The sequence below is a fragment of the uncultured Campylobacter sp. genome, assembly GCF_938040115.1.
In the GTDB taxonomy this organism is placed as follows: Bacteria; Campylobacterota; Campylobacteria; order Campylobacterales; family Campylobacteraceae; genus Campylobacter_A.
Genome location: NZ_CALHXD010000151.1, coordinates 1 through 13,244, shown reverse-complemented (window position 1 = coordinate 13,244; position 13,244 = coordinate 1). Strand labels below are relative to the sequence as shown.

Here is a 13,244-nt window from a genome sequence, read left to right as displayed (position 1 = left end):
TTTTCAGTTAGACCGAAATCTTTAATAGCATTAACGAAATATCTAGTAGCTTTACCGTCTACGCCATATTCTCTTATTTTATTAGTATGACTAACACCAAGCTCAACATGATCTAAGAAGAAATTCTCAAGGTTTCTTCCTATTCTTAAACCAATAGCAGACTGTTCGTTAACTCCTAGGTTTCCCTCAGGGTGAACTCCGCCGATGGTTGGAGTTAATTCATATTTGTAAGCTGAATCAGCAGCAAAAAGAGCTGTAGCAGCAACTAAAGCAATAGCAATCTTTCTCATAGAAAATCCTTTCAAGTGAAATGTATGTTTCAATGATAACACAAAAATTATAAATTTCGTTTTAACATTTGATATCTGCAAGTTTATAAAAAACCAACCGCAAATATCAATGCACCTCAAATTCGCACTGCTCTCAAAACTATTAGCGTTTAGAGAATTGCGGGCTTCTTCTAGCTTTTCTTCTACCGAATTTCTTACGCTCGACAACGCGTGAGTCGCGAGTTAGTAGGCCTTTTGGTTTTAGAGTCGCTCTAAAGTCGGTGTCAAATAGAGCCAATGCTCTTGATATACCGTGTCTTAGCGCCTCAGCCTGAGCAGAGTATCCGCCGCCTAGAGTCGTTGCAGTTACGTCTACAGAGCTCTCTTGTTTTGTTAAAAGTAGAGGTTGAACTACTTTTAGCTTGATAGCCTCGTGTCCGCCGAGCCAAGTGTTTAGATCAAGTCCGTTTACTAAAATTTTACCGCTGCCCGGTTTTAGCCAGACTTTTGCTACGGCAGTTTTTCTTTTACCGGTTGCATAAACTTTCGCCATGATTATTTTCCTTCTTTTTTAGCTATTTGAGCCGTGTGCGGATGCTCGCTGCCGGCGTAAACTTTTAGTTTTTTTATCATCTCTCTGCCGAGTTTTGTTTTTGGAAGCATTCCGCGAACGGCTAGCTTGAACAGTTTTTCAGGTTTGTCAGCCAAAAGCTCGCCGAATTTCTCGCTCTTCGTGCTACCAAAATACCCTGAATGGCGGTGATAAAGCTTTTGCTCGGCTTTATTGTTGCCCGTAAATTCGGCTTTAGAAGCGTTGATTATGATAACGTAATCGCCGCAATCGACATTCGGAGTGAAATTTGGTTTATGCTTACCGCGAAGCAGCGTAGCTACCTCGGTTAGCAATCTACCAAAACGCTTGCCTGCCGCGTCAAGCACGATCCACTCGCGCTCCACTTCGTTTGGTTTTGTTATTTTCGTCATTTTCTTACCCTTTAGATAATTTTAAGTCGTGATTGTATTCAAATGCACCTTACAAATAGCTTAATTTAAGCTATATTTAAATATCAATGCTTCGAATTTTATCCCGCAAAGCGTAAAATATCGCCGCCTTTACGCTCAAATTCGGGTAAATTTGAGCTAGTATTTTTTTGTATTCCGCCACTTGCGCGATATTTTCATCCATGTTTTTATCGCTCGTTTTATAGTCTATCACGCAGATTTCGGTTTCATCCAAGCAGAGAAGGTCAAGCTGTTTTAACGCACTCTCATATCGCAAAGGCTGCTCTTTAAACGCACGCTTTCCCTGCGTCATTTGCTTAAATTTAGGCTCATTTATCAAATTTAGCCCGCGCGCGTAGATTTCATCCAGCTCGCCCTCGTCTAAAAATTTATGAAACGCGTTTCGCATCGAAATTTGCGCGGTTTTTAGTGAGTTCTCGTCAAATTTTTCAGCCATTTCAAGCAGATAGTGCAGCGCCAAACCAAAATAAATCGCCTTTTGATTTTTACCCTCGGTTTTTGGCGTTTCATCTACAATTTGCTTTGAAATCTGAGCTAATTTAATAGGCTCAAATTTGCCCGGCGCCGTCAAATTTCGCGCCCTGCTAGGAGTCGGTTCGCCAAAGCTAAAATCAACCAAATCAAGATACTCTATAACCTCGCCGCTACTCTCGTACGCCCCAAAAAAGCTCGGGTTTCTGCCGTTTGCGTCCGTTTTTTTGACGATGATTAGTCCGCCAATCGCTCGCGTTAGCGCGACGTATAGCTTATTCATATCTTCTTCGCGCTCGAGCCGCGCCGCCTTTTCTTTTAGCCTTGCAAAATCCTCGTCGATACACTGTTTTTTGACGTTGTGTCGCACCTGCCAGGAGCCCGTACCCGCGTCGTACTCAGCGATGAAATTTGACCCGTCATGCCGTCCGGCGCCCATTTTATCGCACACGATCACGTTTTCAAACTCCAGCCCCTTTGACTTATGCACGGTCATGATTTTCACGCCCTCGCCGCTTTTTGCGCTCGTTTTGGCTTCAAATCTATCAAGATTATAGACAAACTCGGTCAAATTTGAATACGGCTGCGATAGCTCAAGTAGCCGTAAAACGTCCGCGTCGCTCATATCTACGCCGAGCCTGCCCGCTAGATAGTGCAAGCTCTCAAGCGCCGATTTTTGCGGATTTACGCTTAGTTTTATGGCGTTTACGTCTAGGATCGCCTCGGTATTTAGCTTGTAAATTCGCTCGCCGAATAGGCAAAATTTAGCGTACTCCACTACTGCGCGCGCATTTTTGCTAGCTAGCAGGGGCATCACGCCCTCGCTCACGCTTTTTATGCCGGCTTCGTCAAGCAAATTTGAGATTTTATTTATATCGTCGTTTTTCCAGCAAAGCACGGTGATATCGTCTTCGCAAACCCCTTTTTCAAGCAGAAATTTAACCTGCTGTGTCGCTTCTGCCGCCACGTCATCGCCGCTGCTTACCCGCACGAATCCAAGATCGTCCTCCTCCGCCTCAAAATACGGCATCTGCCCTACCAAATTTACCCGCTCGCTATCTTTTTGGGGCGTTCTTTGTGGTTTAAAATTTTCGATTTTGCCCGCAAACACGGCGTTCGTAAATCTAACCAGCGCCTTTTTACTACGGTAATTTACCTCCAAATTTTGCGCTTTGATCTGCGGAAAATCGCGCATCAGCTTGCCAAAAAGTTCCTTTTTACCGCCGCGAAAACGGTAAATGCTCTGCTTTACGTCGCCGACGTAAAAAAAGCTGCCAAGCCCGTTTTGTCCGTATCCGGCGACGATCTCTTCGATGAGCGGACGCATGATCTCGTACTGCGCGACGTTGGTGTCTTGAAACTCGTCGATGAGCAGGTGATTTATACGTCCGTCGAGCCTAAAATAAAGCATCTGCGCGTCCGTCTCGCCACCCCGCAAAAGCTCGTAAACTAGGCGCGTCACGTCGCTAAAAGCGAGCGAATTTAGCCTTTTGTTTAGCGAGATTTTGCACTCTTTATAGATTTTTAAAAATCTAGCCAGCTCGGCGATTTTATACTCTTCAAGCTCGTCCAAGTAGCGTTTTAGCCGCGCCTTTAGCGTAAAAAACATCCCGTCAAGCTCCGGCGTATAAATTTTAGAAAACGTGCGATAATCAAGGCTCGCGCGCGACATAAAAGAGCGAGCTAAGATTTCGCCAGGAGTTCCCTCTTTTACGGCGCTTTGCGCGTCTTTACCGCCGCCTCTAGCTAAGACGTACTCGCGCATATTTTTTAGCGCTTCTTCTACGCCGCTTTCGTTTGGAAACGCCGCATTTTCGCTGCTTTTTAGCTCGCCGAAATTTTCGTAAAACATCTCCAAACTCTCAAAAAAGCTAACCTGACTGCGCTCGGCCGTCGCTATCAAATTTGCAAGCGCTTTTAATAGCCGCATATCCTTGCTCACGCTCGCGACGAACTCGCTCCGCTGCAGTTCGTTTAAATTTTCGCTCACTTCAAAATCCGCACTCAGCCCCAAATTTAAGCAAAAGCTACGCAAGATGCCGACAAAAAACGAGTCAAACGTGCCGATTTTTAGATCGCTTTCTAAAAAATGCGTCGCCCTAGCGTCGCGCATGGCTAAAATCTTATCCCTGCCCGCGCCCAAAATTTGCTCCAGCTCGGCTAGCTCTGCACCCTTTTCTTCGAGCCGCAAAAAGGTCTGTACGATGCGCTCTTTCATCTCGTTGGCGGCCTTTTTGGTAAAGGTTAGCGCCGTGATCTCGCGCGCGTCGGCGCCTGAAAGCAAAATCGCGATAAAACGCACGCTAAGCGCAAAGGTCTTGCCGCTGCCCGCACTCGCCTCGAGGGCCAAAAACGGCTTCATAGCTCGCCTTTCACTAAAATTTTATAGTCTTCGTATTCGCTCATCGCGCCCTTGGCCTCCCCGAAATTTATCAGCGTGTTGTTGATGGATTTTAGCTGCTCGATCGCCTCGCCCAGCGCGTCCGTGCTAGCCTCGCCAGCAACCAAGTTCATATTATCTTTTAGATCGTAAAAGTACCCCTCGCAAGGCCTACCCACGAGCGCCTCGTAAAACGGCAGTTGCAGCGATTTGGCGTCGAAATTTCCGCTTTTGTAATCAATCACCGCTAGCTCATCGCCGCGCTGGTCTATGCGGTCGATTTTACCCGTTATGCGCACGCCTGCAAACACGCTATCAAGCTCTTTTTCAAGCCCCTGCACGCGCCATCCGGCCTCATATCTGGCGTCTTCTACGGCCTTAAATTTTTCCATCTTTATCATCGTTATCTCGCGCTCTAGCGGCGGAGTATTTAGCTCTCTTAGCACCGTTTCAAATTTAGCGAGGTCAAATCGCTCAAATTTAGAATAATACTCAAAAAGCGCCCTATGTAGCGAGTTGCCAAAGTCCGCTGCGGAGGCCGTTTGCGGCATCACGGGCGGCTTTACGTTCAAAATATATCTGTAATAATACCGCCGCGGGCACTGCAAATAGGTATTTAGCCTGCTAAAAGAGAGCGGGATAGCGAAAAAATCGTGCTTGACGATGATGTCCTGCTCGAAAATTTTAGGCTTTGCGGGCGTTTTTCGCGTAAATTTTATGAAATTTAGCACTCGCGGGTTTTGGCTCGATATTTCGTTTTGCGCCTCGTTTTCGTCAAATTTACCAGTCAAATTTATCTCGCCGTCCGCTTCGTCAAAATCAAACAAACTCCGCTCTTTGGCGATTTTCATTTGACCTGGCTTAGCCTCGTTCTTTTCATCAAGGCGCAGGCTTATCTCGCTCTCAATTTTTTGCTCCTCCGCAAAACCGGCCTCCGCGTCAAATTCGCCGTTAAACAGCGCCGCATAGCTTTCGTCGCCGTATCTCGCGTCCTCCACTGCGTTAAATTCGCCGAGAAATCTCGACGCGATTTTCTCCTCGTTTGCCGCGTAGCATATCGCCGCTTTTTTCGCGCCGCCGATTAGGCTCTCGTAGTAAAATCTCTGCAAATTTTCGCGGTCTACGTAGCCGATGAGCCCCGCTTTTTGGCGCACGCGCGAGCTCAAAAACATCTCGTTTACGCTGCGCTTTGGCACCAAATCGTCGTTAAAATCAAGCACTATGACGCCATCAAATTTTAACCCGCGACTCTCCAAAACGCCCATGACGCCGATCTTGCCGCCGCCTACGTGATCAAGCCTAAGCCTAGCTAGCTTTATCAAAAATATCTCGCAAATTTGACGCAGCGTAAAGCTAAAATACCGCGCCAAACTCTGCGCGTAAAATAGCTCCTCGCGCGTTTTTTGCGAGGCGGCATGGTCGCTCTCAAGCGCCAAAATCTCTTCCATCAGCGCCCTAAAACCCTCAAACGAGCAAGGCGCCTCAAAGCCGTTTTTAAATTTCTCAAACAGCTCGCCGCTGGCGCCAAATTCATGCAGATTAAACTCAAATTCGTTGAAATTTTTATAGTTATCCTCGCTCAAATTTACGCGGATTTTGTCGTTTATCGCGGTTACTATGCACTTTAAAATTTGAAAAAATCGCATTCGGGTAAAGCTCTCGCCCATCGCAAAGTTAAACATCTTGCCGCGGTCGTGCAAGCGCAAGATCTCGGCAAAGCTCTCATCGGGCAAGATAACGGCGATGTTTTCGGGCTTGATACCTTCTGCGACAAACTCGCTAGCCTTTGCCATAGCGTAGGCCGCTTGCAGGCTTCTGGCGCTAAAGCTTCTTTTTAAAACGAGAGGATTTTTGCGCACGGCGCCCGTTTTTTTTAGCTCGCGCGAGCTCAAATTTAGCTCAAATTCGCCGTATAGACTAAACTCGCTCGCATTTAGTCCCGAAATTTCGGCTAGTTTTAGGATCAGTTTTTTGTTAAATTTGCTGGTTTGAAAGATGATTTTTAGCGTCGTTAGCTTGGCGATCTCGCTAAACAGCTCCCACTCAAATTCGCTCAAAAAGCCGTCTACTTCAAAATAAATCTCGCGAAATTCTCTAACGAATCCGCCGTTTAGCCGGTAAATCTCAGGCAGCGCGATGCCGTCGTATAGATTTTCGGCCGCGAGCAGCTCCTTATATCGCGCAAGCACCGCCTCAAGGATACCCAGATGCTCCTCGTAATCGGCGTAAATATCGCTAAATTTCAGATCCGCCACGCTCTTTTTGCTGATAGCAAGCTCCTTAAAAAAGCTAAAAAGGTAGTCGTTGTTTTTCAAAAACGCGAAAAACTCGGACGGGATACGCAGCCGCTCGGATGCCTCTCTCACGCTCGCGCAGGCTCGCTGCATCAGCACCAGCGCGTACGCCTCGTCCACCTCAAAGCGCCCCGGCACCAGTACGGCTTTTTGCTCAAACTGCGCTATCGTCATAGCCTTTGGCACGAGTTCGTTTTGAAATTTCGCGTTAAATTCGCGGATCTTTCGCGAGTTGGTAAAGATATAAAGTTTGTCTAAATTTTGCATAAAGGCTCTTTGTTTTTAGCGCAATGATAGCCCAGAGCGGCTGAAAATCAAAGAAAACTAGCGCGCTACAAAGCTAAATTTATAAAATCCCGTGTCGTTTGCGTCGGAAATTTTTAGCAAAATTTGCCATCTACCTTTTTTTGGGAGCGTCACGGGCTGCGTTTTTAAAATTTGCCCGTCAAATTTGGCGTCTAAATTTTGATTTTGCTCGTTCGTCGCGGGCCTGGTTAGTAAAATCTCGTGCGTAAAATTTGGCGCTAAAGAGCCGTTTTTAGTCGCGACGGCGATCGCAAAATATCCGTTTAATCCGTCAAATTCAGGCTCAAATTTAAGAGCGTACTTGGCGTCAAATCTACGCTGACTAGCCTCGATCTCGTTTATATTTTCATCGACGTTTTGGTAGCGCTCGAAGTAAAAACCGTCCATCTCCACAGGGTTTTTGACGGCCAGAATGATGGTCGCTACGCAGGAGGCGACTATCAAAATAAGCGAGCCGACGATAGCGTGAGGCCAGTAGTTTTTAGCCATTTTTCCTCCTAAATTTTCTAAACGCGGTAGCAAAAACAACGGCAGCGATAGAGCCGTAGATAAAAATCCTAAACGCATCAAGCGTGCGGCGGTTTTGATTGCCGACCGCGTTTTGTAGGGCGACGCCTTTGCTCGCAGCGATCTGCTCGGCAAGATCGGCGTAGCCGTTTAGCACGGCGGCGTTAAAGATATCTTTGCCGTTTTTGGACGCTAGTATCGGCAAAATCGAGCCCGAGCTTGGATATGGGCTTAAAATTTTCTCTTTATCAAAAAGCTTAAGCGTCTGCGGGTCGGCAAAAATTTCCACCTTGTGTTCAGCCTTAGTAAGCATCAAAAGCGCGTAAGGCTGAGTCAAATTTAGCTGAGCTACCGCTTCTTTTAGCGTTTTGCCCTCTAAGCTCTCATAAACCGCGACCCCTGCAAACACGCCGCTTTTGCTCGCTAGCTCCTCGCCTAAAACCGCGATTTTATCGCTTACTACGGGGCTTAATATATTTTGATTTACCAAGACTATCTCGCGAGGCAAATTTGAGCCCTGCAGAGTCGCCGCACCGTAAAAAAGAAAAAGTAAAAAGATAAAAAATGCGCGGGTCAAATTTGCAAATTTGAGCGCAGAGAAACGAAAAAGTGAACCCGAATTTAAATTTAAAAAGCCCCTTGTAAATTTAACGCCTCGCAAAAAAGCGAGCGTGGTCAAATTTGAGCTAGTATAATTTATAAACTTCATCGGCCCAGTCGCGTATTTTCGCGCAAAAAGTAAAGCGAACCGCTAGGACTTAAACGTAAAATTTGAAAAAGAGCGGCAAGGTCTGCGCTCTTTGATTTATCAAATTTCATCCCACGAAAAGGTGATTTGGCGTTAGCACCGCCCACGCCGTAAATGCCGCCGCCGCGATGAGTCCCGCGACGATAAATTTCTCCAAAATCGCTTGCATATTTACTCCTTTACGCGCACTTGTTTGGCGTTATCCGCGCTTTTCATCTTTAGCTCGGAGGCGTTTAGCGTGTATGGCTTTTGCGCGACTTCTTGCTGGAGCTTGATCGCGTAGTACGTGAGTGCCGCTAGGATCGCTAGTAGTAGCCCGGTCGCAATGAGTAGCCCCGTCACGCCGTGTAGACCGAAAACGTTTCGATTCGTGTTTTCCATTTATTCTCCTTTAGAAAGCGAGATGACGTACTCGCCGACGGCTTTTTGCTGTAAAGCGTTTAATCTGCCGTCGCTAAATTTAGGCATCGTACCGATAGCGCCCTTTTTACCGCGTTGTAATACGTCCTCAACAAAGGACGCCGTGCCGTATTTAGATAGATCAGGAGAGTTGCCCTCCATGCCTTTGCCGTCCTCGCCGTGGCAGGCTGCGCAGGTCGCAAAAAGCTCCTTGCCCGTTTCTACCAAATTTTCGTTTTTAGTCTTTTTTATACCGGAAATTTCCTTAGCGATGTAGGCCGCGATCGCCTTTGCGCCCTCTTCGTCCGCCATACCCGCAGGCATCTCGCCCATCGGATACTCAAGGCCTTTTGAGCCGTTCATTATCGTATCGTATATCCCCTCTTCGCTACCCCATTTGGAAAGGTCTGCGGCCTTGCCGTTTATACCGTCGCCGGTTATGCCGTGGCAGGAGGAACACTGCACCAAAAACACGCTCTCGCCCATCGCGTGAAGCGTCTTGGCGTCCACGTTTGCGAAGCGTTTTTCAAATTTAGCGTTTGCGGCAGCGACTTCTTCGTTGTATTCGCCGATTTGCGAGTAGGAGTTTACCGGATAGCCGGCGATCATATACCACAAGGCCCAGACGATACATATCGCATAAACTATCGCCCAGCCCAGCGGCAGAGGATTTTTGTACTCGCCTATGCCGTCCCAGCTATGCTCGCTAAGCTCGGCCTTAGGTTTTGCTACCTTCATCTGCCCGACCAAGCGGCTTACGACGAAAACCGTGGCTAAAACGATGGCAATAGCTCCGATAAGCCCCAGTAAATTTACGTTATCTTCTAAATTAAACCATTGCATTATTTTTCCTTTTTAGCGTTTTGCTCTATGGACGCAGACTCTAAAATTTCCTCGTCGATACCGTCTTTTAGGGCGAGGTCGGAGTATCTTTCGTAGTTTCGCCTGCCGCTCTTTTCGGATCTATACAGATGAAAATAGTACCCGTAAAGAAGCGCGGCACACACGGCTAGAAAGATAAAAGCTCCGTATCCTTGGATATCTCTTAGAGTCTGCGCATCCATAAATTCGCCTATTTTAAGCTATTTAGATAGGCGATGAGCGCCACTATCTCGCGGATCTCTCCGCGCTCAAAGGCCTTTTTGACCTCTTCATCCTTCATCTCTTCAACTATAGCGGCGGCTTCTTCTTTGGCGGCCGCTTGCGCTTCCTCGTAGGTGCCGAGTTTTGGCATGCCCTCTACGTCGTACGGTACGCCAAATACCTTTTTCGTCGTTACCGCTTCGCCGTATGCCGTCTCGATGTCGGCGTTGTTGCTAAAGTGATGCTTATAAGCAGGCATTATAGAACCCGGCACCACAGAGGTCGGCTCTTTCATGTGATTTTCGTGCCAGTCGGTGGTGCGGTAGTTACCCACGCGCCAAAGGTCGGGGCCGGTCCTCTTTGAACCCCAAAGATGCGGGCGGTCAAATGCATACTCGCCGCTAAGCGAATACATGCCGTATCTATCGGTCTCGGCCTTAAAAGGGCGAATTTGCTGCGTATGGCAGGCGTTACAGCTATCTTTCATATATACGTGTTTGCCCGCAAGTTGTAAAACCGTCGGCGGCTTGGTTCCCTCAAGCGGCCTAGCTCTGTTGGCAAAATCAGGCAAGATCTCGATCACGCCCGCATAGGCGATAAATATAAAAACCATAACCGCGAAAAAGAAGGGATTTTTTTCTAACCAACTAAACATTAGCAACCTCCTTTACGCCCGCAGGACTCGCGCTTAGCGGCTCTTTTTCTAGTGCTTTGGCGCCAAAACTCTTGTAGATATTATAAACAAATATAAAAAATCCAAGCAGATATAGCAGTCCGCCCACGGCTCTGATCCAGTAGTACGGCACTATGTTTATCACCGTATCGATAAACGAGTAGGCTAAATTTCCGTATTCATCCGTCGCGCGCCACATCATACCCTGAGTGATGCCCGCGATCCACATCGACGAAAAGTAAAGCACTATGCCGATAGTCTGTATCCAAAACTGAGTTTCCATCAAGGATTTCGAGTAAATTTCGCGTTTAAATACGCGAGGCGTCATGTGATAAAGCGCCGCCATCGTCATAAAGCCGACCCAGCCTAGCGTACCGTCGTGCACGTGACCCGGCACCCAGTCGGTAAAGTGCGCTAGAGCGTTTACGGACTTTATCGCTAAAATCGGTCCTTCAAGAGTCGAAAACATATAAAACGTCGAGCCTAAAATCATAAATTTGATAAGAGGATTTTCTCTAAGCTGCTGCCACTCGCCGCGCATCGTTAGAAGCATATTTATCGCAGACCCCCAAGACGGCAGTATCAAAACGACGGAAAACACAGAACCCATCGTCTGCATCCAGTCAGGCACCGCAGAGTAGATCAGATGGTGTCCGCCCGCCCAAAGGTAAAGGAACATGAGGCTCCAAAACGAGAAAATAGAAAGCTTGTAGGAAAATATCGGCTGACCGCTCTCTTTAGGGAGGAAGTAGTAAATTTGAGCGATTATCGGCACGGTAAACACAAACGCCACGGCGTTATGCCCGTACCACCACTGCACTAGCGCGTCGTTGGCTCCGGCGTACATCGAGACCGAGTGCCACCAGTTGCCATATCCCGAAACCAGCTTGGTCGGCACGGCCATGTTGTTAAACAAATAAAGCATCGCGATACCTAAAAACGTCGCGATAAAATACCAAACCGAGATATAAAGCGTTCTCTCGCGGCGGATACCGATAAGGCCGAATATACTAACGCCCCAAAGCACCCAGAGTACGACCACGCCGATATCTAGCGGCCACTCTAGCTCGGCGTACTCTTTTGACGTGCTAACGCCGGCAAGTAGGCTAAATACGCCGCCTGCCATAACCAGCATATATATCCAAAAGTGCAGCTTGCCTACCGCCATCAAAAACGGCGACTCGCTCATCGAGACCTTCAAAACCCTCTGTCCGATGTAGTACCACGTCGCAAATACGCCCGAAAGCATAAATCCAAATATCACGCCCGCCGTGTGCAGCGGTCTTAGGCGGCTAAAGGTGCCGTATTCGCCCACGAGATAGTTTAAGTCCGGGTACGCCATCTGAAAAGCTATGAAAACGCCGACGCTCATACCGACTATCCCAAACAGTATCGTCGCGAACATAAAATACTTGGCGACCGTGTAGTCGTAGCTTAGCGCCCTGTCTAGTCGCATCGATATCCTCCTTTGTTTATTTTGTTATTAGATTGTTATTTTATTAGATTTTTAGTGTAAAATTGCTTAACCGACCTAAATTTACGTTTCAAATTTTACTTTTTCAGCTCGATTTTATAGCCAAGACCCGGCGAGTTTTTGATGAGTCCAGCGCCCACTTTATCGCGTATTCGTTTGATAAAGGTTCTAACGGCCGGATCGTTTACCTTTTCGCCAAACCACACCACGTTTCTGATCTCCTCGGTTAAAACAAGCGTGCCGATACGTTTAACCAAAAGCGAGATAAAGGCCAGCTCTTTTTTGGTTAGCGCGATCTCTACGCCGTTTTTCACGAGCACTTTTTTGGTTTGATTAAACGAATATCCGCCCGAAATCTCGATGATATCGGCGCCTATGATTTTAGTTTTTACGATCTGCTCCAGTACGACGAAAAGCTCGTCCATGTCGATAGGCTTGATGACGTATTTATCGATGCCTACGTCGATAGCTTTTAGTAGTTTTTCCTTTTCGCTATACGCGCTTAGGATCACTACCGGCGTGTTTTTTGAGAACTCTTTTATCTGCCTTGACATCTCAAGCCCGTCCATGATAGGCATCATAATATCGGCTATCACGATGTCGGGGCTAAATTTTTTAAATTTCTTAAGACCTTCGTCGCCGTTTGAGGCCGAGATGACCTTTTGAAATACGCCGCCAAAAACCTCTTGCATCGACTCCCTTATGCCATCCTCGTCCTCGACTAGCAGTAGCGTTAGCTCTTTAAATTTTTTCATTTTTCATCCTTTAGCGGCAGCTTTATCTCAAATTCCGCTCCAAATTTTACGTTTTTAGCGCCGGCGCTTCCGCCGTGATTTTTGGCTATGCTTTTTAGCATATATAGACCGATCCCAGTACCCGCACTCGGGTGCTTCGTGGTAAAATACGGCTCAAAAATCTTGTCCATTATCTCGTCTTTTATACCGCCAGCGTTATCCGTTACTCTTATGATAGCAAATTTATCCTTTGTTTCTAACGTTAGCGTTACTTTTTTATCGTCTTTTTTATTTGCCAGCGCATCTTTGGCGTTAGAAAGCAGGATAATCACGGCCTGACAAAGCTGCGACTCAAAGCCGTAAATTTGACCTTCGCTTTTTAGCTCCAAATTTACGTCTATGCCCTCTTTTTCGTAGGTTCCCTGCACCATCTTTAGCGCGTTTTCTACCGCAGCCGAAGGAAAGAAAAGCTCCCTCTCACGCTCGACGCTAAAAAAGTTTCTAAAATCCTCGATCGTCTGCGACATGCCCTTTATCACGCGCTTTGCGTGCTCGTAGCCGGCCTCGAATTTCTCGTTTGCTTTGACGCTCTCTTTTAGCTTAAAAAGCGTGATACTAAGCTCGTTTAACGGCTGACGCCACTGGTGGGCTATGTTTGCGATCATCTCGCCCATAGAGGCTAGACGCGATTGTAAAAAGAGCATTTTGGTTTTTTCCTCATTTTTCTTGATCTCCGCCTTTACCAAATTTTCTAGATTTTGGTTTAAATTTACGAGCTCCGCCGTCTGCTCGGCGACCCTGTTTTCGAGATTTTCGTTTAAATTTAACAGCTCTTTTTTCGTCTTTTCAAGCTCGTTGTTGAGATTTATCACGTCCGTCACGT

14 protein-coding genes and 1 pseudogene are annotated in these 13,244 nt (G+C 47.0%); all 15 read right to left on the bottom strand.

The window, feature by feature from the left end; all coding sequences use genetic code 11:
* A pseudogene (locus Q0314_RS05460) lies at positions 1 to 290 on the bottom strand (OmpA family protein); the annotation flags it as partial.
* A 142-nt stretch (positions 291 to 432) separates the two neighbouring features.
* The gene (gene rpsI, locus Q0314_RS05455; RefSeq protein WP_122866526.1) at positions 433 to 822 is read right to left on the bottom strand and encodes a 30S ribosomal protein S9; all 390 of its coding nucleotides are present in this window, start codon (positions 820 to 822) and stop codon (positions 433 to 435) included.
* A 2-nt stretch (positions 823 to 824) separates the two neighbouring features.
* Positions 825 to 1,253 (bottom strand): 50S ribosomal protein L13, encoded by a 429-nt coding sequence (gene rplM, locus Q0314_RS05450; RefSeq protein ID WP_002949135.1) that lies wholly within the window; start codon positions 1,251 to 1,253, stop codon positions 825 to 827.
* Positions 1,254 to 1,329: 76 nt separating this feature from the next.
* The gene (locus Q0314_RS05445) at positions 1,330 to 4,125 is read right to left on the bottom strand and encodes a RecB-like helicase (RefSeq protein WP_298057357.1); all 2,796 of its coding nucleotides are present in this window, start codon (positions 4,123 to 4,125) and stop codon (positions 1,330 to 1,332) included.
* Entirely contained in the window at positions 4,122 to 6,704 is a 2,583-nt protein-coding gene (locus tag Q0314_RS05440; RefSeq protein WP_298057356.1) for a PD-(D/E)XK nuclease family protein, read from the bottom strand. Before Q0314_RS05440 ends, Q0314_RS05445 begins: the two co-directional genes overlap by 4 nt.
* A gap of 57 nt (positions 6,705 to 6,761) precedes the next feature.
* On the bottom strand, positions 6,762 to 7,232 hold the full coding sequence (locus Q0314_RS05435) for a FixH family protein (RefSeq protein ID WP_298057353.1): 471 nt from the start codon (positions 7,230 to 7,232) through the stop codon (positions 6,762 to 6,764).
* Positions 7,225 to 7,959 carry a hypothetical protein gene (locus tag Q0314_RS05430; protein ID WP_298057351.1) on the bottom strand — a complete coding sequence of 245 codons (735 nt, stop codon included), beginning with the start codon at positions 7,957 to 7,959 and terminating at the stop codon, positions 7,225 to 7,227. Before Q0314_RS05430 ends, Q0314_RS05435 begins: the two co-directional genes overlap by 8 nt.
* 106 nt (positions 7,960 to 8,065) lie before the next feature.
* Positions 8,066 to 8,167, bottom strand: coding sequence for a hypothetical protein (locus tag Q0314_RS05425; protein WP_231679342.1), 102 nt, complete (start codon positions 8,165 to 8,167; stop codon positions 8,066 to 8,068).
* Between the two features lie 2 nt (positions 8,168 to 8,169).
* Positions 8,170 to 8,379: a DUF4006 family protein gene (locus Q0314_RS05420; protein WP_002949114.1), complete on the bottom strand. Its 210-nt coding sequence runs from the start codon at positions 8,377 to 8,379 to the stop codon at positions 8,170 to 8,172.
* Complete coding sequence (locus tag Q0314_RS05415) at positions 8,380 to 9,240, bottom strand: cbb3-type cytochrome c oxidase N-terminal domain-containing protein (protein WP_298057349.1); 861 nt, start codon at positions 9,238 to 9,240, stop codon at positions 8,380 to 8,382.
* Entirely contained in the window at positions 9,240 to 9,461 is a 222-nt protein-coding gene (locus tag Q0314_RS05410) for a cytochrome c oxidase, cbb3-type, CcoQ subunit (protein WP_002949110.1), read from the bottom strand. The genes Q0314_RS05415 and Q0314_RS05410 overlap by 1 nt, the downstream gene beginning before the upstream one ends.
* A gap of 8 nt (positions 9,462 to 9,469) precedes the next feature.
* Positions 9,470 to 10,135 carry a cytochrome-c oxidase, cbb3-type subunit II gene (gene ccoO / locus Q0314_RS05405; protein WP_298057346.1) on the bottom strand — a complete coding sequence of 222 codons (666 nt, stop codon included), beginning with the start codon at positions 10,133 to 10,135 and terminating at the stop codon, positions 9,470 to 9,472.
* A complete protein-coding gene (ccoN, locus tag Q0314_RS05400; protein WP_298057344.1) occupies positions 10,128 to 11,609 on the bottom strand; it encodes a cytochrome-c oxidase, cbb3-type subunit I in 1,482 nt (493 codons plus the stop codon). Before ccoN ends, ccoO begins: the two co-directional genes overlap by 8 nt.
* A 95-nt stretch (positions 11,610 to 11,704) precedes the next feature.
* Positions 11,705 to 12,382, bottom strand: coding sequence for a response regulator transcription factor (locus tag Q0314_RS05395; RefSeq protein ID WP_298057342.1), 678 nt, complete (start codon positions 12,380 to 12,382; stop codon positions 11,705 to 11,707).
* A partial coding sequence (locus Q0314_RS05390) for a HAMP domain-containing sensor histidine kinase (RefSeq protein ID WP_298057340.1) occupies positions 12,379 to 13,244 on the bottom strand: 866 nt, incomplete at its 5' end. The genes Q0314_RS05390 and Q0314_RS05395, both read right to left, overlap by 4 nt.